The following is a 25186-nucleotide window of genomic DNA, read 5'->3' on the forward strand; positions in this document are numbered from 1 at the left end:
GCGCCACGGGATTTCGTGCGTTCCCGGCGCACTCGCCGTCCCTGCGCATGTCTTGACATCACATGATCCCCCGAACACCTTTTCTGACTCAGCATCAGACATGCTGGAGAGCCGCCCTTCCTCCCCACCCGCTGGAGCCCGCCCATGTCCGCTAGCGCGACCTCCCCTTCCCGGCGCACGGTCCTGGCCGGCACCGGCGCCGGGATGCTGGCCGCCGGCCTTCCCTCCGTCGCGGCGCGGGCCGCCGACGCACCCGTGCTCGGCACGTACGACGTGGTCGTGGTCGGCTCGGGGGCGTCCGGGATGACCGCCGCCCTGACCGCCGCCGGACGCGGCCTGAGCGTGCTGGTGGTCGAGAAGGCGCCCACCTTCGGCGGCTCCGCGGCGCGTTCGGGCGCGGGGATCTGGCTGCCGAACAACGCGGTGATCCTGCGGGCCGGGGTACCGGACACGCCGGAGAAGGCCGCCGCCTACCTGTCGGCGGTGGTGGGGCCCGACGTACCGGTGGCGCGCCGGCAGGCGTTCCTGGACAACGGGCCCCGCATGCTGGACTTCGTCATGGCGCACAGCCCGCTCGGGTTCCGCTTCATGGACGGCTACAGCGACTACTACCCGAACCTGCCCGGCGGGATGCCGAACGGCCGTTCCATCGAGCCGGACCAGATCGACGGAAACGTCCTGGGCGCCGAACTGGCCCGCCTGAACCCGGCGTACCTGCCCGTCCCGGCGGGGATGGTGGTGTTCAGCCAGGACTACAAGTGGCTCAACCTGGCGGCGGTCAGCGCCAAGGGGCTGGCCGTGTCCGCGGAGTGCCTGGCGCGCGGCACGGCGGCCGCGCTGCGCGGTGAGAAGCCGCTGACCATGGGCCAGGCCCTGGCCGCCGGACTGCGGGCGGGGCTGCTCCGGGCCGGGGTACCGCTCTGGCTGAACAGCCCGCTGGTGGACCTGGTCCAGGAGGGGGGCGCAGTGACCGGTGTGGTGGTGGAGAAGGACGGCGCGCGCGGTGTCGTACGGGCCCGGCGCGGCGTGGTCATCGGCTCCGGCGGCTTCGAGCACAACGCCGAGATGCGGGCACGGTACCAACGGCAGCCGATCGGCACCGCGTGGTCGGTGGGGGCGAAGGAGAACACCGGCGACGGCATCCGGGCGGGCCAACGGGCCGGGGCCGCGCTGGCGTTGATGGAGGACGCCTGGTGGGGTCCCTCGATCCCGCTGCCGGGCGAGCCGTACTTCTGCCTCGCCGAACGCACCCTGCCCGGTGGGCTGATCGTCAACGGGGCGGGGGCCCGGTTCGTCAACGAGGCGGCTCCGTACAGCGATGTGGTGCACGTGATGTACGAGAAGGACGGGGGCACGGGTTCGCACATCCCGGCCTGGCTGATCGTGGACCAGAACTACCGCAACAAGTACCTGTTCAAGGACGTGCTGCCGACGATCGTCTTCCCCGACTCCTGGTACGAGGCGGGCGCGGCGAAGAAGGCCTGGTCCTGGGACGCCCTGGCGGGCCAGATCGGGGTACCGGCGGCCGCCCTGCGGGCCACGCTCAACCGGTTCAACGCGCAGGCCTGGAACGGGACCGACCCGGACTTCCACCGCGGCGACACGGCCTACGACCACTACTACACGGACCCGGGCGTGCACCCGAACTCCTGTCTGGCCCCGGTGTGGGCGCCGCCGTTCCACGCCTTCAAGATCGTGCCGGGCGACCTCGGCACCAAGGGCGGGATCGTGACGGACGCGCGGGCGCGGGCGCTGCGGGAGGACGGCTCGGTGATCCGGGGGCTGTGGGCCGCGGGCAACGCGAGCGCGGCCGTGATGGGGCACAGCTATGCGGGGGCGGGTTCGACGATCGGCCCCGCGATGACCTTCGGCTACGTGGCGGCCAACGACATCGCGGACGCGTAGCGCCGGCGGCCGGAGCGACCCGGGCGGCTCCGCCGCCGCCCGGGCCCCGGGCGGGCGGGTCCGGGGGCTCAGCCCTGCTGGAACAGCTCGGCGGGCAGCGGCTTGAGCAGCGCGTAGAGGTCGTCGGTGATCGGGCGGTCCCAGCTGGCGATGGTGACCAGCACGTTGTCGCTGCGGTCGAACTGCACGCAGGAGATGCGGGATTCCGAGAGCTTGACCTTGCGGACGATGAGGAGGTTGTCGCCCTGCATGACGGGGCAGTCCTCGATGCCGGTGACCTCGACGTCCTCGTCGTTCTCCAGTGCGTCGAGGAGCTGGGCCACCTCGAAGGGGACCTGCTTGTCGGCCAGCTCGCGGGCCGGCGAGCCCTCGGGGAGGTTGCCGATGATCATCGCGGGGCCGCGGCCGCCGAAGAGGTCGTAGCGCAGGAAGACACCCTGGCAGCTGCCGTCGGGGGCGGGGAGCAGGCCGGCCCCGAGGTTGCCCGGCCAGTCACCCGGATCCATGGCGAGGACATCGAAGTCCGGGCCGGCGGGAGTGGCGGCGCTGCGGCGGCGGAGGAAGGACATGCGGCCATGGTACGTGGCCGCGTGGGTTTTCCGACCCGGGCCCCGCAACCGCCGCGGGGCGGCCGGTCCGGGCGCCCCGGCGGCCTGCCGGGGGCCGGGGGCCGGACCGGGCCCGGCCGTATCCCGCTCACGGAACGGGCCGCGCGGGGACCGGCCGCCGTCCCGAGGGAGCGGGTCGGCCGACGCCTACGGCGGGGGCGGGGACGGCGGGGGCGGGGGCAGGCCGAGCCGGCGCATCCGCCGGGGACGGCCCCGCCGGGCGGGCAGGCGCCCCACCGGCGCCGCGGGTCACGGCGGCCAGGGCCCGGACGGCCTCCCGCGCCACCCCGTCCGCCCCGCAGGAGGACGCCACCGCCGCGGCCCGCTCCAGGGCGGCCGCCTCCCGCCGGGCCACCCCCAGGGCCAGCAGCGACCGGCTCAGCTCGTACCGGGCGGGCGAGCCGCTCAGCAGAGCCACCGACTCCTCCAGCAGCCCCGCCCGCCGGGCCCGCGGGCCCACCCGCGCCGCCACCCGCAGCGCCTGCCCGATGGCCGACGGGGCCCCGAAGGCCCGGGCCCGGCGGACCGCGTCGGCGGCCAGTGCGCGGGCCCGCCGGGGGTCCGCGTCCGCCACCGCTTCGGCCAGGTGCAGCTGCCAGGGGCACCACGCGGGGTTCTGGATCCCGCGCGGGGTGAGCCGCCGGTCGACCGCCTCCAGCTGGGCCGCGGCCGCCGCGGTCTCGCCCCGGGCCAGCAGCAGTTCCGCGTACACGGTCTGGGAGTCCGGGAAGACGACGGCCGCCGGGAACGGCTCTCCGTAGGCGTGCGCCCGCGCCAGCTCCCAGGCCTCCCCCGGCCGGCCCCGGGCGAGCAGGGTCTCGATGAGGATGGCGATCGCGTACCAGTGCACGGGCGTACGGCGGCCCACGCGCTCGGCGAGGCGCAGTCCGGCCCGCGCCAGCTCCTCCGCTTCGACCAGCCGCCCGCGGCGGTAGCGGATGTAGGCGCGCAGGCTGTAGGCGAAGGACAGGTGCGCCCCGCGCCACCCGTGGCGTTCGAACTCGGCGGTGCCCGCCTCGAAGAGCTCCTCCGCCCGCTCGGGCCGGTCGGCGTACATGTGGGCCATGGCGGCCAGCACCGGGACCTCGAAGCCCCGGTCCTCGTGCGCCCAGCTGAAGCCGTCGCCGAGGGCCCGCCCGGCGTGGTGCAGGACCACGTCCACCGGTTCGCCGCGAAGGCAGGCGTCCCAGGCGCGCAGCCCGATCAGGTACCGCTCGGTGAGGTCGCGGCCGGTGAGCCGGTCGGCGAGCCGGGCCAGGCGGCGGGAGCGGGCCGGGGAGTCGGTTTCGGCCGCGTTGAAGGCGCCCCACATGAACTGCTCGGACTGGAGCCGCAGCCGCCCCCGGACGTCGGGGGTGGCCGGGATCTCCCGGGCCAGCGCCTCGCAGGCCTCGGCGAGCCGGTCGCTGTGCGCGAGCACCTGGGCGAGGCGGATCACGATGCCCTGGCGCAGCGCCGGGTCCTCGACCGGTTCGGCGAGGGCGGCGCGCAGGTGGTGCACGGTGTTCGCGGGTTCGGTGAGCAGGGAGGCGCAGCCCAGTTCGTAGAGGACGGCGGCCCGTTCACCGAAGGCCGGGGGTTCGCGCAGGGCGCGGGCGAGCTGGCGGCGGGCCGCTTCGGGCGCTCCGGCCCGCAGGTTCTCGCGGGCGGCCTCGCGCAGGGTGCGCACGACCCAGGGGTCGTGGTCGGGGCGGGCTTCCAGGAGGTGGCGGGCGGCGGCGCAGGGGCCGAGGCCGGCGTCGACGACGGCGACCGCGGCCTGGCCGTGCAGGGCGGCCCGCAGGTCGTCGGGGATGGAGCGGTAGAGGGCGGAGGCGATCAGCGGGTGGACGAATTCGAGGGCCTGGCCGCCTTCCGGGCCGCCGTCGGGTCCGGCCGGGGTGCTGAGGATACGGGCGGCCCGCAGCCGCGCCGTGGCGTCGGCGGCCCCTTCGGTGCCGAGACCGGCCACCCGGGCGGCGAGGTCGCGCGGGACGGCCGTGCCGAGGACGGCGCAGGCCCAGGCGAAGCGGACGGTGGAGGGGCCGAGTCGGTCGAGCCGGGCCACCAGGCCGCTGCCGCGCTGGGCGGCGGCGAGTCCGCTCAGCAGCGGGGCGCTGGCCTCGACCGGGTCGAGGCCGCGGTCGTGGACCCCGGCGCTCAGTTCGACGGCCTCGAAGGGGTTGCCCTCGGTGACGGCCCAGGCCTCGTGGCAGAAGGCGTCGTCGGCGTGCTCGCCGACCTCCTCGCGCAGGAGCCGGCCGACGGCGGCCGCGGTGAGCGGGGCGAGGCTGAGCGGGCGCCTGCCCGCGCGGCCGGGCAGCGTGCGGAACGCCTCGGCATGGGCGGGCAGTTCGTCGGGTCGGTAGGCGACCACGAGGAGCAGCGGGAGCTGTTCGGCGCGGGGCGCGAAGGCGGCGAGCCAGCCGAGCGACTCGGGGTCCGCCCAGTGGGCGTCGTCGAGGACGAGGACCACCGGCGGGTGCTGGACGGCGAGGTGCGTGAGCACCCAGTCGAGGCCGTCGCGCAGGCCCTGGGGGTCGGGGGGCGCGCCCTCCTCGGCGGCGCGCAGGCCGAGGGCGGGGCCGACGATGGGGTACCAGCCGCCGAGGGCGGCGCGCAGGGCGTCCTCGGAGCGCCCGGCCAGCCGGGGCCGCAGGAGCTGGCGGGCGACGTGGAAGGGCTGGCCCTGTTCCTGTTCGCCGCCGCGGGCGCTCAGCAGGGTGCAGGAGCGGGCGCGGGCCCGGCGGCGCACTTCGGCGAGCAGGGTGGTCTTGCCGAGTCCGGCGGGGCCGCAGAAGGCGAGGAGCGCGCCGCCGCCGGCCGTGACGGGCGCGGACCCGGCGGGGCCGGGCCGCGAGCGGGTGAGCTGGTCCAGCGCCTCGTCGACGGCGTCCAGTTCGGTTTCGCGTTCGAACAATACGCGCCGTGTGCGGGCCCGGCGTTCCGTCATGACTGGTACCCCCCAGACCTGTTCGGGAGATCAGCGTACGCCCGCCTGAGCTCGGCGGGAGCCCGTGGTTCGGGAAAGATCGGTTTCTTTTCCCTACGGCGTTATTCAGCCGATTCGGCGGCGAGTGCCTCCAGAACGGCGACCGCCTCGTCGGCGCGCTCGGCGGCCACGAAGAGGTGGTCGTGATGGTGACCGGCGATCACGTTGCAGCTGAGGCCGTGCGCGGCGAGGGCGGCGGCGAAGGCCCCCGTCAGGCCGACGGCGTCCAGGGCGGAGTGGATGCGCAGGGTGATCCACCCGGCCACGTAGTCGTACGCCAGTCCGGCCGCGTCGGCGTCCTCCTGGCGCAGCACCAGGGTCAGGCCCTCGGGCTCCAGGACCGTGGCCACCGGTGTGGTCCCGGGCGGGGCCGCCGGCCCGGGCACGGTGCAGAAGACGTACCGCCCCTCGTTCAGTTCGGGGCGCATGCCGCTCAGCAGTTTCCGCAGGTCGCTCTCGCCGCTCATGGCGACACCCTAGTGCTGTGACCGGAAAGGTCCACCGTGTCACGGCGCCGGGCCCGGTCGCGGCGGACCGGGCCCGGCGCCGCCGGAGTCACGTCAGGTCGAACTCGCCGCCGCGGGCGTTCATGACGAACGTGCGCCACTCGTCCGGGGCGAAGATCAGCGAAGGGCTCCCGGGCCGCGCGCTGTTGCGCATCGCGATGAAGCCCTCGACGAAGGCGATCTGGACGTCACCGGCTCCCCGGCTGCTCGACTGCCACTGCGCCCCGCTGAGATCGAGGTCCGGCTTGTCCCAGCCGGCGAAGGGCTTCGAAGTCATGCTCTCGGCCACGTGCGTGCTCCTCCCGGTACGTCGTCCGGGGGCAAGGTTAACCACCACCGGCCGTGCCGGACAGGCCGCGTTCCGTGACCGGCCGGCCCGTCCGGCTCCGCTGTCCGGAAACCGGTTTCCGCCCCCACAGGGTCAGTTGGCCGGTTCCTGTGCGCCCACCAGCCACATCGCGAAGAACTGCGCGCCGCCGCCGTAGGCGTGGCCGATCGCCCGCCGGGCCCCCTCCACCTGGTGCTCTCCCGCCTGGCCCCGCACCTGGAGGGCGGCCTCCGCGAAGCGGATCATGCCCGAGGCGCCGATGGGGTTGGTCGACAGGACACCGCCGGACGGGTTCACCGGGAGGTCGCCGTCGAGTTCGGTGACCCCGGCCTCGGTCAGCTTCCAGCCCTCCCCCTCGTCCGCGAAGCCGAGGTTCTCCAGCCACATCGGCTCGTACCAGGAGAAGGGGACGTACATCTCCACCGCGTCGATCTGCCGGCGCGGATCGGTGATGCCCGCCTGCCGGTAGACGTCGGCGGCGCAGTCCTTGCCCGCCTGCGGCGAGACGAAGTCCTTGCCCGCGAAGAGGGTCGGCTCGCTGCGCATCGCCCCGCCGTGCACCCAGGCGGCCGGGTGCGGCGAACGGGCCGCGCCCGCCCGGTCGGTGAGGATCATCGCGCAGGCGCCGTCCGAGGACGGGCAGGTCTCGGAGTAGCGGATCGGGTCCCAGAGCATCGGCGACGCCTGGACCTTCTCCAGGGTGATGTCGTGCTCGTGCAGGTGCGCGTAGGGGTTCTTGAGCGCGTTGCGCCGGTCCTTGTACGCGACGAGCGAGCCGACCGTGTCGGGCGCGCCGGTCCGCCGCATGTACGCCCGCACGTGCGGGGCGAAGAACCCGCCCGCCCCCGCCAGCAGCGGCTGCTGGAAGGGGACCGGCAGGGACAGCCCCCACATGGCGTTGGACTCGGACTGCTTCTCGAAGGCGAGGGTCAGCACGGTCCGGTGGACCCGCGCCGCGACCAGGTTCGCCGCGACCAGCGCGGTCGAGCCCCCCACCGACCCGGCGGTGTGCACGCGCAGCATCGGCTTGCCGACGGCGCCGAGGGCGTCCGCCAGGTACAGCTCCGGCATCATCACGCCCTCGAAGAAGTCGGGGGCCTTGCCGATGACGACGGCGTCGATGTCCGCCCAGGTCAGCCCGGCGTCGGCCAGGGCGCGGACGGCCGCTTCGCGGACCAGCCCGGCGATGGAGACGTCGTGGCGGGCGGCCACGTGCTTGGTCTGGCCGATGCCGACGACGGCGACCGGCTCCTTGCCCGACGCGCTCATGCTCGGTCCCCTTCCAGGACGGCGACCAGGTTCTGCTGGAGGCAGGGGCCGGAGGTGGCGTGGGCGACGGCCCGGTCGGACTCGCCGCGGTGGATCCGGGCGGCGGCCTCGCCGATCCGGATGAGGCCCGCCGCCATCACCGGGTTGGCGGCGAGCGCCCCGCCGGACGGGTTGACGCGCACGGCCCCGTCGAGCCCGAGCGCCTTGCGCAGCACCACCTCCTGGGAGGAGAACGGTGCGTGCAGTTCCGCCGTGTCGACGGGCGCGTCGAAGACGCCGGCGTGCTCGGCGGCGAGCCGGGTGGAGGGCGAATCGGTGAGGTCCCGCAGGCCCAGGGCGTGGGCCTCGATGCGGTGGTCGATGCCGGTGATCCAGGCGGGGCGCGGGCACAGGGCGCGCGCGGTGTCCCCGGCCGCCAGGATGACGGCGGCGGCGCCGTCGCCGATGGGCGGGCAGTCGCCCGTGCGCAGCGGCCGGACCTGGTAGGCGCCCTGCGGGACGGCGCCGCTGAGCTGGGCGTGCGGGTTGCTCTGCGCCGCGGCGGCTCGGCTGCGGGCGCCGATGGCGGCCAGTGCGCTCTCGTCGGTCTCGCCGGCGTCGATCAGCGCCTGGGCCTGGAGGGCGGCCAGGGCCACCGAGTCGGGCCAGAGGGGGGCGAGGTAGTACGGGTCGAGCTGGCGGGTCATGACGTCGCGGACGGATCCCGGGGAGGACTTCCCGTAGCCGTAGACGAGAGCGGTGTCGGCCTCGCCGGTCTGGATCTTGACCCAGGCCTCGTAGAGCGCCCAGGCGCCGTCCATCTCGACGTGCGACTCGGAGATCGGCGGCCAGGCGCCGACGCCGTCGAGGGTCATCGTGAACGAGAACGCCCGGCCCGCCAGGTAGTCGCTGGAGCCGGAGCAGGTGAAGCCGATCTCCCCGGCCTTCAGCCCGGTCTGGGCGAGGACCTGGTGCAGGACCGGCATGACCATCTCGACTTCGCTCAGCTCGTCGGTGCGGCGCCGGTGGTCGCTCTGCGCGAAGGCGACGACGGCGACCTCGCGGGACGTGCGTGCGCGGGCCATCAGATCAGCTCCTTGTACACGTCGTAGTCGGCGTCGGGCTCGCCGGTGGGCCGGTAGTGGTCGGGGTAGCGCCCGCCCTCGGTCCAGACCGGCTCCACGCGCAGGCCCATCCGGACCTGGTCGTAGGGGATGCCGCCGATCCGGCCGTGCAGGGCGAGACCGGCGCCGTCGAGCGCGATGTGCGCGTAGACGTACGGGACGTCGATGTCGAGGTTGCGGGCCTTGATGTTGACGATGCAGTAGGTGGTGACGGTGCCGGCGGGCCCGACCTCCACCCGGTCGGTGGTGGCGACGCCGCAGGTGGGGCACGCGCCGCGCGGCGGGACGTACACCTTGTGGCAGGAGGGGCAGCGTTCGCCGACGGTGCGGCGCTCGGCGAGGGCGTTGATGTACGCGGTCTGGGCGCGGCCGGGGCTGTAGACGTAGTCGAGGCGGGCCTCGGCGACGATGCCGGTGACGGCGTCCTCGAAGACCCCGTCGTGCGGGCACCCGGCCGGGGCCGCCGCGGCGTCCGCGGCCCCTTCGCCCCCGTCCCCTTCGTACGGTTCGAAGCAGGCGATGTCGGTGATGGCTCCGGTGCGCTCCCCGGCCCAGCGGATCCGGACCCGCATCCCGGTGCGGACGGCCTCGGGGCCGGACGCGTCGAGGGCGTGCAGCAGGGCGGTGTCGGCGCCGTCGAGGCGGACGAGCACCCAGGCGAAGGGGGTGCCGAGCGGCTGCTGGGGGCGGGGGGCGCCGTTCCAGGCCCAGGTGGTGACGGTGCCGGTGGCGCCGACCTCGACGAGATCGCGGATCTCCTCGGCGGTGACCGGGTCGTATTCGACGGGCGGCACCATGACCCGGCCGTCGGCGGTCTTCACCCCGAGCACGACGCGCTCGCGCAGCCCGGTGAGGAAAGCGCTCTGCACGGGCCCGAGGGACCGGGTGAAGGGGAACTCGACGACGAGGGGCGCGCGCAGCACTTCCGGTGTGGGGGCGGCTGTCATGAGGGGCTCTCCGATTCTCCGGGACGGGGACGGGGACGGGGACGGGGCGCGGTGGTGGGGGGCGCTTGGGTGGGGGGCCGGGCGGTCCGGGCGCGGGGGCAGGGGGCCGGGCCGCGGCGGTCGGGGCGCGGCTCCGGGGCGCCGCCGGCCCGGGCTCCCTCACGCGCGGCGGTAGACCGGCGGCCGTTTCTCGGCGAAGGCGCGGGCGCCCTCCTTGGCATCGGCCGTGTCGAAGACCGGCCAGCCGCGGGCGAGTTCGGCGGCCAGCCCCTCGGTCTCGGTCAGCTCGGCGCTCTCGTACACCGACGCCTTGACGGCCTCGACGGCGAGCGGGCCGCACCCGTTGACCAGCTCGGCGATCTCCAGGGCCTTCTCCAGGGCCGTGCCGTCGGGCACCACCTGTCCGATGAGGCCGATCCTGGCCGCCTCCTCGGCGGCGTACGGCCGGCCGGTCAGCAGCATTTCCAGGGCGTGCGTGCGCGGGATCTGCCGGGGCAGCCGGACCGTGGACCCCCCGATCGGGAACAGGCCGCGCCTGACCTCGAAGAGGCCGAAGGTGGCGCCCGCTCCGGCCACCCGGATGTCCGTGCCCTGGAGGATCTCGGTGCCGCCCGCGACGCAGTAGCCCTCGACCGCCGCAATGACGGGCTTGCGGGGGCGGTGGTGGCGCAGCATCGCCTTCCAGTGCAGGTCGGGGTCGGCCTTCAGCCGGTCCCGGTACCGGTCGCCCGCCATCCCCTGGCCCGCGAGGGCCTTGAGGTCCATGCCGGCGCAGAAGTCGCCGCCCGCGCCGGTCAGCACCACCGACCGGACCGCGTCGTCCGCGTCGGCTTCGAGCCAGCCGTCGTACAGGCCCACCAGCAGCGGCAGCGAGAGCGCGTTCTTCGCCTCGGGCCTGTTCATGGTGAGCACCAGCGTGGCGCCGTGCCGTTCCACGGTCAGGTGTTCCGTCCCACCCATTGCCGTCCTCCCTCTCAAGACCTAGAACAGGTTGCAGGAGGGGCGGGTGCAGTTCAATAGTTTTCTGACACTCAGTCAGTTTTCTTGGGTGGCGCCCTTCCCAGTTGGCAGACACGGCGCTCTAATGGCCGCCGTGCCGCCCAGCGCGGCTCTGTCATGCGGGTTTTCCGGGGTCAGGAGGAACGGTGGAGTACAACCTTGCCGACCTGTTCGAGTCGGTCGTCGACGTGGTTCCCGACCGCGAGGCCCTCGTGTACGTGGACCACCCGGGCACCGGCGCGGAGCGCCGCCTCACGTACGCGGAGCTGGACGCCGCGGCGAACCGGATCGCGCACCACCTGCTGGACAGCGGCCTGAAGCCCGGCGAGCACCTGGGACTTCACCTCTACAACGGCGTCGAGTACTTGCAGACCGTCCTGGCCGCGCTCAAGGCGCGGCTCGTACCGGTCAACGTCAACTACCGCTACGTGGAGGAGGAACTGGTCTACCTCTACCGCGACGCCGACCTCGCTGCGCTCGTCTTCGACGCCGAGTTCACCGCGCGCGTCGCGGGCGCCCTGCCGCAGACGGAGAAGCTGCGCCACCTCGTGCGGGTGGGGACGGCTCCCGACGGCGCCCCGCACCTGGACGCCGTGCCGTACGCCGAGGCCGAGGCGGCCGGGTCCGCCGGGCGCGGCTTCGGTCCGCGGTCGCCCGACGACCTCTTCATCATCTACACGGGCGGCACCACCGGCATGCCCAAGGGCGTGATGTGGCGCCAGGAAGACCTGTTCTTCGCCGGGCTGTTCGGCGGCGAACCCTCGGGGCAGCCGGTGCGGCGGCCGGAGGAACTCGCCGAGCGCGTCGCGAAGAACAGCCCGGGCCTGACCTTCTTCCCCGCTCCCCCGCTGATGCACGGCACCTCGACCCTGACGTCGTTCGTCGCCTTCAACTACGGCCAGCGGGTGGCGATCCATCGCAAGTACACGCCCGAGGACGTGATCCGCACCATCGGCCGGGAGAAGGTCTCCAGCGTCTCCCTGGTCGGCGACGCGATGCTGCGGCCGCTCATCGACGCCCTGCGCGGCCCCCTGAAGGGCGCCGACCTGTCCTCGCTGTTCAGCGTCTCCTCCTCCGGGGCGATCATGTCGGAGACGGTGCGCGCCGAGTTCCAGGCGCTGGCCCCGCACGTGATGCTGCTGAACAACTTCGGTTCGTCCGAGTCCGGTTCCAACGGACGGGCGACCAGCGACTCCGGTCCGGAGAAAGGGTTCCGGCTGGAGGTCAACGAGCGCACGCAGGTGGTGGACCCGGTGACGCACGAACCGGTCGCGGTGGGCGAACCGGGGCGGCTGGCGCAGCGCGGACACGTCCCGCTCGGCTACTACAACGACCCCGTCAAGACGGCGGAGACCTTCTTCCAGCGGGGCGCGGAGCGCTGGGTGCTGCTCGGCGACATGGCGACGGTCGACGAGGACGGCATCGTCACGATCCTCGGGCGCGGCTCGCAGTGCATCAACACGGGCGGCGAGAAGGTCTACCCGGAGGAGGTCGAGCAGGCCCTCAAGTCCCACCCGGACGTGTACGACGCCCTGGTGGCCGGGGTCGCCGACGCGAAGTGGGGCAACCACGTCGCTGCGGTGGTGCAGGTCCGCACGGGAGCCGCCGCCCCGAGCCTGGAGGACATCCAGACCCACTGCCGCACCAAGCTGGCCGGGTACAAGATCCCGCGCCAGCTGGTCATCGCGCCGAGCATCCAGCGCTCCCCGAGCGGCAAGGCGGACTACCGGTGGGCGAAAACCGTGGCCTCGCAGGCGGAGGCGTCGGCCGGGACGGCGGCCGGAGCGGCGGTGGCGGAGGGCGGCACGCGGGGCTGACCGGCGGGAAGCGACCGGGCGGGACATTGATTTCCGCCCCGCGCTCCGGCAGGCTACCGAATGATCGGTCGGTTGGCTCACAACGGGGTGACGAGATGGCTGCTTCCAGCGCTTCCGCTTTCCAGGACCACAGCGAAGGGCTGACGCCCGACGCCCTGGCGGAGCTCCAGCTGACCCGGCTCCGCGCGACCCTGCACCGCGCCTACGCGCACGTCCCCTTCTACCGGCAGGCCTTCGACAAGGCGGGACTGCACCCCGACGACTGCCGCTCGCTCGCCGACCTCGCCCGGTTCCCCTTCACCACCAAGGCCGACCTGCGCGACAACTACCCCTTCGGGATGTTCGCCGTCCCCCGGTCCGAGGTGCGCAGGCTGCACGCCTCCAGCGGCACGACCGGAGCGCCGACCGTCGTCGGCTACACCGAGGGCGATCTCGGCACCTGGGCCGAGGTGGTCGCCCGCTCGATCCGCGCGGCGGGCGGCCGCCCCGGCCACGTCGTGCACGTCGCCTACGGCTACGGGCTCTTCACCGGCGGCCTGGGCGCGCACTACGGCGCCGAGCGCCTGGGCTGTACGGTCGTGCCCGCGTCCGGCGGGATGACCGACCGCCAGGTCCGGCTGATCCAGGACTTCCGCCCCGAGGTCATCATGGTGACCCCCTCCTACATGCTGACGCTGCTCGACGAGATGGAGCGCCAGGGCATCGATCCGCGGTCCACCTCCCTGCGGACCGGGATCTTCGGCGCGGAACCGTGGACCGAGGAGATGCGCCGCGAGATCGAGGAGCGGCTCGGCATCGACGCCGTCGACATCTACGGGCTGTCGGAGGTGATCGGACCCGGCGTGGCGCAGGAATTCGCGGAGACGAAGGACGGGCTCCACATCTGGGAAGACCACTTCCTGCCGGAGGTCGTCGATCCGTTCACGGGCGAGGTGTTGCCCGACGGGGAGCCCGGGGAGCTGGTGTTCACCTCGCTCACCAAGGAGGCCATGCCGGTGATCCGCTACCGCACCCGGGACCTGACCCGCCTGCTGCCCGGCACCGCGCGGCCGGCCCTGCGCCGGATGGAGAAGGTGACGGGCCGCAGCGACGACATGATCATCCTGCGCGGGGTCAACCTCTACCCCACGCAGATCGAGGAGGTCATCCTGCGGACGTCATCGGCAGCGCTGGCCCCGCACTTCCAGCTCCGCCTCACCCGCGAAGGCCGGATGGACGCCCTGACGGTCCGCGCCGAGGCCCGCCCCGACGCCACCCCGGCCGAGCGCGAGGCCGCGGCGGCCGCCGTGGTCCGGGCGGTCAAGGAGGGCATCGGGGTCTCCGTGCGCGTCGAGGTGGTGGACCCGTGGACGTTGGAGCGCTCCGTGGGCAAGCTGCGCCGCGTCGTGGACCTCCGCGGGCGCGAGGACACGCCCCCGCAGGGCTGAAACCACCCCTTCGGGGGCAATTGCGGGCCGCATCCGGGAAGCGGAGGGCGCTCGCGGGTAGGTCATGGTGCGTGATCCCGTCCCTCCGGCACCTCTGCGACCGGCTCCAGGCGTCCTCCGCCGGGCTGGCGTGGAGCCGTGGCCGGGAGATGGAGCTGATGCACCGGGCGATGGGCTTCGCGGCCCTCGGGTTCCTCACCCTCGTGCCCCTGCTGATCGTCGTGGCCGCCGCCGCCCCCGGCAGCGGTGAGGGGTTCGGGCGCTGGCTGGGGCAGGCCCTCGGGGTCTCCTCGTCCTCCCGCGCCCGGGTCGAGGTCCTCTTCGGCTCGGCGAACCAGGCACTGGAGCGCACCACCGCCTTCGGTCTGGCGGCCCTGGCGGTCTTCGGGCTGACCTTCGGCTCCGCCGTCCAGACCGGTTACGAGAAGGTCTGGGACCTGCCGACCGCCCGCTGGCACACCATGTGGCGGCACGTCGTGTGGCTGGCCCTGCTGGTCTCCTACATCGCCCTGCTGGTCGTCATCCCCTCGCCGTCCGACGACGCCCTCGGGACGGGCATCGGCACGGTGGGCGACCTGACCGGCACCTGCCTGTTCTTCTGGGGCTCGCAGCGGCTGCTGCTCGGCGGCAGGGTCCGCTGGCCGGCGCTGCTGCCCGGGGCCGTCGCCACCAGCCTCGGCCTGCTGGGGCTGCGCGTCTTCTCGCAGCTGGTCTTCTCGCCGCTCATCGCCTCGAACGCCGTCACCTACGGCCCCTTCGGCACCCTGCTGGTCGTCCAGTCCTGGCTCGTCGGCGTCGGCTTCGTCGTCTACGGCGGCGCCCTCGTCGGGCGCCTGGTCCACGAGCACCGGACCCTGCGGCGCCTGCGCGCGGACGGCTTCCACGCGCCCTGACGCACTGCCGGGGTGATGCCCGTTGTCAAGTGACGAATAGCCGGGGCTACGGCCTCGTGCCGCCCGCGGGCACGGTGGAAACCCACCGCTCCGCGCCACCACCCGGTGGCCGTCCGCCCCCGGCACGATGACAAGGAACCCCCCTCATGACTGACATGGCCATCATCGGACTCGGCTGCCGCTTCCCCTCCGCCCCGGACCTCCGGGCCTACTGGAACCTCCTGCTCCGTGCGGAGCGGCAGTTCTCCCGGGTGCCGCGGGACCGCTGGAACCACGACGCCTTCCACGCGCCCGGCGGCCGGCCGGCGCCCAATGCCGCGTACACGGATCAGGTCGCCTTCCTGGACGACGTGGACCGCTTCGACGCCCTGCACTTCGGGGTGCCGCCCGCGCGCGCCCGGTCCATGGACCCCCAGCACCGGCTGATGCTGGGCGTCGCCCGCGAGGCCCTCGACGACGCGGGGCTGGGCCGCGGCGACTTCGACCGGGAGAACACCGGCGTCTTCTTCGGCATGTCGGTGTCCGACTACAAGGACCTCATGACGGCCCACATGCGCACGCTCACCCTCGCCGGTGAGGCGCGGGCGCAGGGCCGCCCCGCACTCTCGGACGCCGTCGGCGACGAGGCGGAACGGCTCGGCGCCATCGAGGCCTTCACCCTGCCCGGCAGCCTGCTCGCCATGGCGTCCGGCACCGTCAGCCGGCACTTCGGCCTCGGCGGCCCGAGCTTCGCGATCGACGCCGCCTGTTCCGGTTCCATGGTCGCGCTCGACCAGGCCGTGGCCCAGCTGCGCCAGGGCAGCTGCCGCATCGCGCTGGTCGGCGGGGTGTACCTGAACCTCACGCCCGACAGCCTGGTCGGCTTCTCCAGGCTCCGCGCGCTGTCCGCCACCGGCGTGTGCCGCCCGTTCGACGAGAGGGCCGACGGCTTCGTCCTCGGCGAGGGCGCCGGTGTCGTCGTCATCCGGCCGCTCGCCGACGCGCTCGCCGCCGGCGACCGCGTCTACGCGGTCATCAAGGGCGTCGGCTCGGCCAACGACGGAGCCTCCCCCGGACCGCTGGTCCCCACCGCGGACGGCCAGCTGCGCGCCATGCGCCGGGCGTACGAGGACGCGGGCGTCGCCCCCTCCTCCGTCGGCTTCATCGAGGCGCACGGCACCGGTACCGCCGCCGGAGACCGAGCCGAGACCGAGGCGCTGCGCCGACTGCGCGCCGAGTACCCCGACGACGACCCGGGCCTGTGCTACCTCGCCGCGGGCAAGGCCCTCATCGGGCACTCGCTGGCGGCGGCGGGTGTCGCGGGCCTCATCAAGACCGCCCTGGTCCTGCACCACCGCACGATCGTGCCGCAGCCGGACACCACGCCCCACCCGGACCTGGGCATATCCGCCGCGGGCCTGCGCTTCGCCGACACCGCGCGCCCCTTTCCCGCCACGGACACCCCCCGGCGCGCCGCCGTCAGCTCGTTCGGCTTCGGCGGCACGAACGTCCACGTGGTCCTGGAGGAGCGGCAGCCCGCCCCGGCCCGCGGCCACCTCGCGGAACGGACCGACGGCACCGGCCGCGCCGACCACTCCGGTCACGGCGGCACCCCGGACAGCCGCGGCCCCGGCCCCGGCCCCCACCTCGTCCTCCTCTCGGCCGGCAGCACCGACCTGCTGGTCGAGCACATCGGCGAGGTACTCGGCGCACTCGACGCGGCGGACCGCCCGCCGCTGGCCGCCGTGGCCCACACCCTGGGCTCCCGCGCACCGCTGAGGGCCCGGCTCGCGATCGTCGCCGCCGACACCGAGGCCTTCCTGCGGCGGCTGCGCGCTGCCCGTGAGCAGCTCCTCACCGGCGCCCGGGGCGACCTCGGCGACGGCGCCTTCGCCTCCGACGCCCCGCTGCCCGCCGCGCAGCGCCGCGTCGCCTTCCTCTTCCCGGGCCAGGGCAGCCAGCGGCCGGGGATGGCGCGGGATCTCCACGAGCGGTTCCCCGCCTTCCGTTCGGCGCTCCGGGAACTCGGCGCCGTGGCCCGGCGGGACCTCGGGGCCGACTTCGCCGACCTGCTGTACGGAGAGGCTCCCGCCTCCCCGGCCGCCGCCGAGGAGCTGAGGCTGCGGATGACCTCCACCGAGGTGTGCCAGCCGCTGCTCGGTACGGTCCAGCTGGCCGCCACCCGCGTCCTCGCCGACTGCGGCGTCGCCCCCGACCTCTCGCTCGGCCACAGCGTCGGCGAGTTCGCCGCCGCCGCGGCGGCCGGAGCGCTCACGCAGGTGGACACCGTCCGGCTGCTGGTCCACCGTGGCGCGGCCCTGCGGCGGGCCGAGAGCGGCTTCCGGGGCGGCATGCTCGCCCTCCAGAGCGACGAGGAGACCTGCCGCCGGCTCGTCGCGGACATCGACGACGTGTGGCTCGCGTGCTTCAACCAGCCGCGGCAGGTCGTGGTCAGCGGCACGGCCGAGGGACTCGCCGCCCTGCGGCGGGCCTGCGCCGGGGCCGGGGTCGTGACGGCGGCGCTGGAGGTGTCCCACGCCTTCCACTCGCCGCGGCTGGCCGCCGCCGAGGAGAGCGTGCGCGCGGGCCTCGCCGCCCACCGCGTCGGCGTTCCCGCCCTGCCGTTCGTGTCGTGCGTGAGCGCCGAGGTCTGCACCGACCCCGAGCAGCTGCGCGACCTGTGGACCCGGCACGCGTCGGCGCCGGTCCGCTTCAGCGACGCCGTGCGCACCGCCTACGCCGAGGGCGCCCGCGTCTTCCTCCAGATCAACGGCGGCAGCTCCCTGCTCACCGCCGTCCGCCGCAACCTCGCCGGTCACGGCGACGTCCACCTCGTGCCCGCCGACGGCGAAGCCCCGGACGGCGGACGTACCTTCGTCCTGGCCCTCGCCCGGCTCGCGGTCCTGGGCGTCCCGGTCGACCCGCGCGCCCTGGTCCCGCGGGAGGAGCGCCGGCTGCTGGACCTGCCGGTGGCGCGGCTCGACACCCGGTCCTACTGGATCACGGAGCGGGAACCCGCGCGGCGGGACGCCCCCGCCGCCCCGGCACCGGCCCCGGTTTCCCCCGAGCCCGCCGTCCCCGCGGTACCGGCCGTTCCCGTGCTGACCGTCGTACCCGACCCGGCTCCCGAGCCCGACCACGAGCCCGCGCCCGCGCCCGCCGAGGAGCCTTCGTTCATCGGGGACCTCGCGGACGTCACCGAGGCCGTGACCGCGCACGTGGCGCGCATCAGTGCCTTCCCGGTCGGCCACCTGCGCGACGACCAGCTCCTGATCGACGAGCTCGGATTCGACTCGCTGATGCTGACCGACCTGTTCACCTCGCTCAAGCGGCAGTGGCCGCGGTGGCGGTTCGACGAAGCGGTGGCGGACCGGCCGACCATCGGAAGGATCGCCGCCCTGGTCACCGGCGTACCCGCGGACTCCGCGGGGCACCCTCGCACCCCGCGCGTAGAAGCACCGCACGCAGCGGCCCCGCCCGCCGCGAACCCGTCGCCCGAGGAGCACACGCGGATCGAGTGCTTCCCGGAGGTCACCGCCCTCGGCGAGCGCATCGCCTCGCTCACCGAACTGGGCGTGCCCAATCCGTACTTCCTCGTCCACGAAGGCGGCATGACGGACACGACGGTCGTCGACGGCCGGGAACTCCTGTCCTTCTCCAGCTACAACTACCTGGGCCTGGCGACGCACCCGCGCGTGAAGGAGGCGGCCCGGCAGGCCGTCGACCGTTTCGGCACCTCCGTGTCCGCCAGCCGGCTGCTCTCCGGCAGCCGTCCGCTCCACCTGGAACTCGAAGCGGAACTCGCCGCCCTGCTCGGTTGCGACGACGCGCTCGCCCTGGCGAACGGACACGCGACCAACGTCACCGTCATCGGTCACCTCGTGGGGCCGGGGGACCTGGTCGTCCACGATTCCCTGGCCCACGACAGCATCCTGCAGGGCTGCACGCTCTCCGGAGCCACCCGGCGCCCCTTCCCCCACAACGACGCGGCCGCCCTCGACGCCCTCCTGCGGCAGGTGCGCCACCAGTACCGGCGGGTGCTCGTCGTCATCGAGGGCGTGTACAGCATGGACGGGGACATCGCCGACCTGCCCGCCCTCGTCGAGGTCAAGCGGCGGCACGGCGCGCTGCTGATGATCGACGAGGCGCACAGCATCGGAACGATCGGCGCGACGGGCGGCGGCATCGGGGAGTACTTCGGCATCGACCGCGCGGCCGTCGAGCTGTGGTCGGGGACGCTGTCCAAGGCCCTGGCGAGCTGCGGCGGCTACGTCGCCGGGAGCCGCCGGGTGATCGAGTTCCTGCGCTACACCGTCCCCGGCTTCGTCTACAGCGCCGGGATGACCCCGGCCGACACCGCGGCGTCCCTGACCGCCCTGCGGACGCTGCGCGCCGAGCCGCACCGGGTGGCACGGCTGACGGAGAACGCCGCTCTGTTCGTCCGGCTCGCCCGAAAGGCGGGCATCGGCGTCGGGGACAGTCACGACACGCCGATCGTCCCCTGCATCGTCGGGGACTCGCTGAAGGCGCTGCGGCTCGCCGAGGCCCTGTTCCAGCAGGGCATCAGCGTCAATCCGATCCTCCATCCGGCCGTGCCCGAGGAGATGGCCCGGCTCCGCTTCTTCGTCACCTGTGACCACACGCCCGCCCAGATCCGGGCCGTGGTCGCCGCGCTGGAGCGCGAGCAGGCGGCGGATGCCCCGGCCCGGGCCGCGTGAGCGCCGTCGTGGAGAGCACCTTCCGGCCGATCACGCCGGGCCACGTGCACCGGTGGGGCGGAGCCGCCCTCCTCGTGGCCCGGCGCCGCGACCTGCGCGGGAGCCCGGTCCTCTCACCGGCCGAACGGCGCGTGGCCGACGCCCTGCCGGGCCGGCGGCGCACCGAATGGCTGGCCGGCCGGCTGGTCGCCCGGCGCCTCGTCCGGGAGGTCCTCGCCGGGGCGGCGCACGGGGTGGAGATCCTCCCGCGCGCCGACGGCAGCCCGCACCTCCTGGCCGACGGCGCTCCGGTACCCGCGGTGCACGTCTCCCTCAGCCACACCGCCCACCACGTCGCCGCGGCCCTGGCACCGGGGCCGGTCGGAGTGGACCTGTGCGAGACCGCCTCGGCCCCTGCGGTGCTCCGCGTCGCCGACCACATCCTGTCGGCCCGCGAACGGTCCGTCGTCGGTACGGACCGGCCCGAGGCGCTGGCCGGCGCGTGGGCGCTCAAGGAGGCCGCGGTCAAGGCCGACCGGAGCGGCATCTACGGCGACGCCGCCCGCGGCATCGAGATCCTCGGCCTGCGGCCGCCCGTGCTCGGTGGCGGCCGCCCCGCGATGGTGTGGCGGGTCGGCGGCGCGGTCCTGGCCCTCGTCCTCGCGCCCGCCGGGAACCGGGGGTGACGACACTGCGTTGGTGCTCCGTGCCCCGCCGGATCATGCTTGTCAGTGGAGCCCCTGGCCGTGCGGGGCGCCGTGGGACGCGGCGCAGGATCTAGCGAGGGCGAGATGAGCGGCGATGGAGCAAGTTCCCACCTCTCCCGGTGAGCGGCCGGAGGAGACGAGGGCCCCGGTGGAGGGGGTGCACCCCGCCACGGGGGGCACCGCGGCCACGGCCACGGCCACCCTCAGCGAGCAGGGCATCGTCACCGAGTGGAGCCCGGAGGCCGCGCGCCTGCTCGGTTACGTCCCCTCGGAGGTCGTGGGTCTGCCCGCCGTGCACCTGCTCGCCGATGACATCGGTGACCCGGCGCCGCGCGTCCCGCCCGGACAGGAGCGGTGGAGCGGCACCGTGGCGCTGCGGCACCGGGACGGCAGGCGGCTGGAGCTGGGGCTGATCGCCCATCGGCGGGTCACCACGGGCGGGAACGTCCGGTGGTCCGTGGTCACGGCGGTCCCGGGCGAGCCGGGACCGCCGTGGGCCGAACCGCTGAGCGAATGGGCCTTCGCCCAGTCCCCCTTCGTCCTGGCGATCTTCGGTGAGGACCTGCGGCTGGTGCGGGCGAACGCGGGCATGAAGCGCGCGCTGTCCCTGACCGAGGCGCAGATGCGCGGGCTGCGGCTGCCGGACATCGCCCCGGGGCCGGTGAGCGAGGAGACCCAGCGCAAGATGCGCCGGGTGCGCGAGACCGGCGAGCCGCAGCACCTCGACGACTTCGTCCGCCCCTCGGGGGCGGAAGCGGAGCAGGGCTGGTCGACCTCGCTCGCCCCGCTGCGCGACTCCGACGGCCGGGTGCGCGCGGTGTCCCTGGCGGCGCACCGGGAGAGCGGGGCCGAGAGTGACCGCAGGCCGCCTCCGGCGCCGCTCGACGCCGCGGCGGCCGTGGCGCGCATCGGCACCACCCCGGACAGTGCCCGTACCGCGCAGGAGCTGGCGGACGTCGCCGTCCCGGGTCTCGCCGATTACGTCGTCGTCGACCTGCTGGAGCCCGTGCCCCGCGGCAACGAGCCCTCCCGCGGGCCGTCCGGCCCGGTCACCCTGCGCCGCGCGGCCGCCCGGTCGGTCCTGCGGGACAGCCCGGAGTCACGGATCCCGGTCGGCGAGCTGGCCGTCCATCCTGCCCGGTCACCGCTCGCCCAGTGCCTGGCCGCCGGCCGGGGCGCGGTGTACGGGGCGGACGATCCGGCCCTGGCCCGCTGGGTGAGCGAGGACCCGGCGGCGGCCTGGGTGAACGAGTACGGGTCCCGCTCGATGATGGTCGTACCGCTGCGCGCGGCGGGCGTCACGCTCGGGGTGGCCGTCTTCAGCCGCCACCAGCGGCGGGAGCCGTTCCAGCCGAAGGACCTGTGGCTGGCCGAGGAGCTGACGGGCAAGGCCGCGGTGGGCATCCGCAGCGCGCCCCGGCACCCCCGCGAGCACACCTCCACGATGATGCTCCAGCGCAGCATGCTGCCGCATTCGCTCCCCGCGCATTCGGCGCTCGAAACCGCCTCCCGCTACCTGCCGGCCCGCGGCGAGGCGGGCATGGGCGGCGACTGGTTCGACGTGATCCCGCTCTCGGGTGCCCGGGTGGCCCTGGTGGTGGGCGATGTCGTCGGCCACGGCATCCGCGCCTCCGCCACCATGGGCCGGCTGCGCACCGCGGTGCGCACCCTGGCCGACGTGGACCTGCCGCCCGACGAGCTGCTGACCCACCTCGATGATCTGGTCATCCACCTGTCCGCGGACGAGGGCGACCCGGAGGGCGGGGACAGCGCGGCGGGCATCGGCACCACCTGCCTGTACGTGGTCTACGACCCGATCACCCGCCGCTGTACCGCCGCCCGGGCGGGTCACCCGCCGCCCGTGGTGGTCTCGCCGGAGGGCTCGGCGTACCTGCTCGACGTCCCGGCCGGGCCGCCGCTGGGCCTGGGGGGCCTGCCCTTCGAGACGATCGAGGTGGAGCTGCCGGAGTGGAGCATCCTCGCCCTGTACACCGACGGTCTGCTCCGGGCCCGCGACCACGACATCGACGAGGCCCTGGACAGCATGTTCACCGCCCTGCTGCGGCCCGCGTCCACCCTGGACGCGGTCTGCGACCGCGTCCTGACCACACTGCTGACCCATCCCCCCGACGACGATGTCGCCCTGCTCGTCGCCCGGACCCGGGCCCTGCACGCCGACAAGGTCGTCGTGTGGGACGTACCGCCCGACCCCTCCATCGTCGGCCAGGCCCGCCGTGACGCCACCGAGCAGCTGACGGCCTGGGGGCTCGACGAGGCGGCCTTCGTCACCGAACTCGTGGTCAGCGAACTGGTCACCAACGCCATCCGCTACGGCGAGCCGCCCATCCAGCTGCGGCTGATCCACGAGGACACCTCGCTGATCTGCGAGGTGTCGGACGCGAGCGGCACGGCGCCGCACATGCGGCGGGCCCGGATCTTCGACGAGGGCGGCCGGGGCCTGCTGCTGGTCGCCCAGCTCGCGCAGCGCTGGGGCACCCGGCACACTCCCGTCGGCAAGACCATCTGGGCCGAGCAGTCCCTGGCCGGACTGTGAGCGACGGCCGGGGCCCGTGCGGCGCTCCCGGCCCCGCCCCTGCCACGCCGTCCAGTTCCCGGCCCCTTCCCCTGTGACACGCCTGTGACAGTCGCCGGACACGGCGATGAAGTTCCGGCGCCAGTCTCTTTAACAGGGACATACACCGACATTCCGTCGCTTGTCCCCCTACCTGCTTCCGAGGGTGTGAGCAGAGACGACCGAGCCGATGTGTCGGAGGAAGTCCCATGAGCCTCACCCTCACCATGCCGCACCAGGAAGCCCCCGCCGCCACCGTCCTCGCCCCCCGCGAGCAGGAGGCGCTGCGCTACATCGCCGCAGGGTGCACCTACGTGCAGACGGCGCGCTCCATGGGACTCTCCAAGCACACGGTCGACGCCTACCTGCGCCGGATCCGGGCCAAGCTGAACATCAACACCACGGCGGAAATGGTCCGCCTCGCCGTCTCCCTGGGGCTGTGACCCCCCGGCCGCCCGCAGCGGCGGCCCGGGCCGGGCGCCCCCTTACCCCTACCGTCCGCCCGACGGGCCCGCGAAGACCGGCCGCGCCCAGCCCGGCGGTTGCGGAGGCGACACCCGGGCGACCGACACCGTACTTTCCCCGATCGCGCCGCTTTCCCCGCTGTCCCCGCCGTCCCCGGCTGACCGGGCATCCGACCAGGATGCCCGGTCAACGCGTTGTACGGGGGCGCTCGCGGCGGCGGTGCGCAGGGCCGCCACGAACTCCAGGCAGGAGCCGTAGCGGTCCTCCGGAATCTTCGCCAGGGCCTTCTCCAGCACGCCGCCGACCGCAGGCGGGATGTCCGGCCGCCGCTCCGCGAGGGGTGGCGGGGGCTCGTACTGGTGCGCCCACAACAGCGCGGGAGCGTCGTCGCGGACGAACGGCGGCGCGCCGACGAGGGTTTCGTAGACGACACAGCCCAGGCTGTACTGGTCGCACCTGCCGTCGACCGGCCGCCCGGCGATCTGCTCCGGGGCCATGTAGTCGAGGGTGCCGACGAACTCGCCCGCCATGGTGAACCCGCTGAGCGCGAGGGACTTCTTCATCAGCCCGAAGTCCGTGAGGTAGACGTGTTCGGGATGATCGCTGTCGGTGCCCGCCGCCACCAGCAGGTTCGCGGGCTTGACGTCCCGGTGCACCAGGTCGTGGTCGTGGGCCGCGTCGAGTGCGGACGCCACCTGGGCGGCGACGCGGACGGCGGTGACCAAGGAGAGCGGTCCCTCCCGGTCCAGCAGGCCCCGCAGGTCCGGACCCACCACGTACCGCATGGCGATGTACAGGACTCCGTCCGTCTCGCCGGCTTCGAAGATGGGCACGATGTGCGGGTGGTCGAGCCGCGCGGCGACCCTGGACTCGTGGGTGAAGCGCTGACGGAAGACCTCGTCGCGCACGCGTTCCGGGGCGATCAGCTTGAGCGCGACCATCCGGTCCAGGCGCAGGTCCTTGGCGCAGTAGACGACCGCCATCCCGCCGCGGCCGATCATGCGCTCGATCCGGTAGCCCGCGATCTCCTGCCCGATCAGACCGGAGGGGCGGCCCGTGTAGAGGCTTCGATGCGATGCCGTGCCCATCAGGCTCCTCCCGCACCCGGCCAGTTTATCCAGTGAGCCCGATGCGGGGCGAGCGCTGCTCGCCCCGCACTCCCCTGCTCCCGGCGCTCTCCGTCAGCCTTCGCCGCCGTTGCCGCCCCGGCCGCCCTGGCCGCTGGTCTCGCAGCCGGAGCCGACGCAGATGCCGCCGTTGCCGCCCTTGCCGCCGTTACCGCCGTCGCCCCCGGGGGGCGCCGAGCCGCCGTTGCCACCGTTGCCGCCGTTGACACTGCCCGCGCACTGCCCGACGCAGACGCCGCCGTTGCCGCCCTTGGTGCCGTCGCCGCCCGTACCGCCCTGGGTGCCGCCGCCTCCGTTGGCGCTGCCGTTGCACAGCCCGACGCAGACTCCGCCGTTGCCGCCGTTCGTACCGTTGACCGTGCCGTTGCAGTTGCCCGCGCACACCTTGTCACCGACGCGGACGCTGCCGTTGCCCACCTGGACCTTGCCGCCGAGCCCGCCCAGCCCGGGGTGGTTTCCGCCGCCGGGTGCGGGGGTGTGCCGCTCGCTCATGACCGGCGCTGCCACGACGGCGTGGGCCGGGGCGGCGGTGACGGTGGCGGCAGTCGCGGCGGGGACCATGGCGCCGACGCCGATCACGGTGGTCGATACGACGAAACCGAGGCTGAGCTTCCAAGAACGTACGCGCATGGGATTCTCCCTGGCCGAGAAACGGGTCTTCGTGGATTTCTTCCGAACGGTGTCCTGAAAGGGACCTGCAAGGGGAAAGGTCCGGCCGGTGACCGGCCGGACCTCCCCGTCCTCCGCTAGACGGAGGGGAAGGTGCCTGTCGTGAGGGCGAGCCAGTCGCCGTCGAGGTAGTTCTTCTTCCAGGTGTCGAGCTGTTCGGTGGTGATCTTGTACTTCTTGGCGATCTTCTCCTGGTT

Annotated in this window: 18 protein-coding genes; 8 read left to right on the forward strand and 10 right to left on the reverse strand. The window is 74.2% G+C overall.

Annotation, left to right across the window (positions count from 1 at the left end):
- The first annotated feature begins 204 nt into the window (after positions 1–204).
- A complete protein-coding gene (gene kstD / locus ABZY31_RS29185) occupies positions 205–1905 on the forward strand; it encodes a 3-oxosteroid 1-dehydrogenase (protein WP_356416238.1) in 1701 nt (566 codons plus the stop codon).
- 68 nt (positions 1906–1973) lie between these two features.
- Here the strand turns inward: kstD and ABZY31_RS29190 are convergent, their stop codons facing one another.
- From ABZY31_RS29190 to ABZY31_RS29225, 8 genes are all read right to left on the reverse strand, one after another.
- A complete protein-coding gene (locus ABZY31_RS29190; protein WP_356416194.1) occupies positions 1974–2474 on the reverse strand; it encodes a hypothetical protein in 501 nt (166 codons plus the stop codon).
- A gap of 127 nt (positions 2475–2601) precedes the next feature.
- Positions 2602–5445, reverse strand: a complete 2844-nt coding sequence (locus ABZY31_RS29195) for an AAA family ATPase (RefSeq protein ID WP_356416197.1) — start codon at positions 5443–5445, stop codon at positions 2602–2604.
- Positions 5446–5546: 101 nt separating this feature from the next.
- Positions 5547–5951, reverse strand: coding sequence for an ACT domain-containing protein (locus ABZY31_RS29200; RefSeq protein ID WP_356416200.1), 405 nt, complete (start codon positions 5949–5951; stop codon positions 5547–5549).
- Between the two features lie 88 nt (positions 5952–6039).
- Positions 6040–6279 carry a DUF397 domain-containing protein gene (locus tag ABZY31_RS29205; protein WP_356416202.1) on the reverse strand — a complete coding sequence of 80 codons (240 nt, stop codon included), beginning with the start codon at positions 6277–6279 and terminating at the stop codon, positions 6040–6042.
- Between the two features lie 132 nt (positions 6280–6411).
- The gene (locus ABZY31_RS29210) at positions 6412–7587 is read right to left on the reverse strand and encodes a thiolase domain-containing protein (RefSeq protein WP_356416205.1); all 1176 of its coding nucleotides are present in this window, start codon (positions 7585–7587) and stop codon (positions 6412–6414) included.
- The gene (locus tag ABZY31_RS29215; protein WP_356416207.1) at positions 7584–8651 is read right to left on the reverse strand and encodes a thiolase domain-containing protein; all 1068 of its coding nucleotides are present in this window, start codon (positions 8649–8651) and stop codon (positions 7584–7586) included. Before ABZY31_RS29215 ends, ABZY31_RS29210 begins: the two co-directional genes overlap by 4 nt.
- Complete coding sequence (locus ABZY31_RS29220) at positions 8651–9637, reverse strand: OB-fold domain-containing protein (protein ID WP_356416209.1); 987 nt, start codon at positions 9635–9637, stop codon at positions 8651–8653. Before ABZY31_RS29220 ends, ABZY31_RS29215 begins: the two co-directional genes overlap by 1 nt.
- A gap of 159 nt (positions 9638–9796) precedes the next feature.
- Positions 9797–10597 (reverse strand): crotonase/enoyl-CoA hydratase family protein, encoded by an 801-nt coding sequence (locus ABZY31_RS29225; protein ID WP_356416212.1) that lies wholly within the window; start codon positions 10595–10597, stop codon positions 9797–9799.
- Between the two features lie 185 nt (positions 10598–10782).
- On the opposite strand from ABZY31_RS29225, the gene ABZY31_RS29230 reads away from it, so the two are divergent.
- The 7 genes from ABZY31_RS29230 to ABZY31_RS29260 all read left to right on the forward strand — a co-directional run bounded on the left by ABZY31_RS29230 (position 10783) and on the right by ABZY31_RS29260 (position 23171).
- Positions 10783–12453 carry an acyl-CoA synthetase gene (locus ABZY31_RS29230; RefSeq protein ID WP_356416215.1) on the forward strand — a complete coding sequence of 557 codons (1671 nt, stop codon included), beginning with the start codon at positions 10783–10785 and terminating at the stop codon, positions 12451–12453.
- 95 nt (positions 12454–12548) lie between these two features.
- Entirely contained in the window at positions 12549–13880 is a 1332-nt protein-coding gene (gene paaK, locus ABZY31_RS29235) for a phenylacetate--CoA ligase PaaK (protein ID WP_356416218.1), read from the forward strand.
- A 149-nt stretch (positions 13881–14029) separates the two neighbouring features.
- Positions 14030–14773 carry a YhjD/YihY/BrkB family envelope integrity protein gene (locus ABZY31_RS29240; RefSeq protein ID WP_356416241.1) on the forward strand — a complete coding sequence of 248 codons (744 nt, stop codon included), beginning with the start codon at positions 14030–14032 and terminating at the stop codon, positions 14771–14773.
- A 146-nt stretch (positions 14774–14919) separates the two neighbouring features.
- Complete coding sequence (locus tag ABZY31_RS29245) at positions 14920–19470, forward strand: aminotransferase class I/II-fold pyridoxal phosphate-dependent enzyme (RefSeq protein WP_356416221.1); 4551 nt, start codon at positions 14920–14922, stop codon at positions 19468–19470.
- Between the two features lie 8 nt (positions 19471–19478).
- Positions 19479–20135, forward strand: coding sequence for a 4'-phosphopantetheinyl transferase superfamily protein (locus ABZY31_RS29250; RefSeq protein WP_356416224.1), 657 nt, complete (start codon positions 19479–19481; stop codon positions 20133–20135).
- Positions 20136–20250: 115 nt separating this feature from the next.
- Positions 20251–22710, forward strand: coding sequence for a SpoIIE family protein phosphatase (locus ABZY31_RS29255; protein WP_356416227.1), 2460 nt, complete (start codon positions 20251–20253; stop codon positions 22708–22710).
- Between the two features lie 227 nt (positions 22711–22937).
- Entirely contained in the window at positions 22938–23171 is a 234-nt protein-coding gene (locus tag ABZY31_RS29260; protein WP_356416230.1) for a helix-turn-helix transcriptional regulator, read from the forward strand.
- A gap of 48 nt (positions 23172–23219) precedes the next feature.
- Here ABZY31_RS29260 and ABZY31_RS29265 read toward each other — a convergent pair whose 3' ends face one another.
- Positions 23220–24281 (reverse strand): serine/threonine-protein kinase, encoded by a 1062-nt coding sequence (locus ABZY31_RS29265; RefSeq protein WP_356416232.1) that lies wholly within the window; start codon positions 24279–24281, stop codon positions 23220–23222.
- 93 nt (positions 24282–24374) lie between these two features.
- Entirely contained in the window at positions 24375–24950 is a 576-nt protein-coding gene (locus tag ABZY31_RS29270) for a hypothetical protein (protein WP_356416235.1), read from the reverse strand.
- Positions 24951–25186 lie beyond the last annotated feature (236 nt).

It is taken from the genome of Streptomyces sp. NPDC006529 (genome assembly GCF_040611795.1).
Taxonomy (GTDB): Bacteria; Actinomycetota; Actinomycetes; order Streptomycetales; family Streptomycetaceae; genus Streptomyces.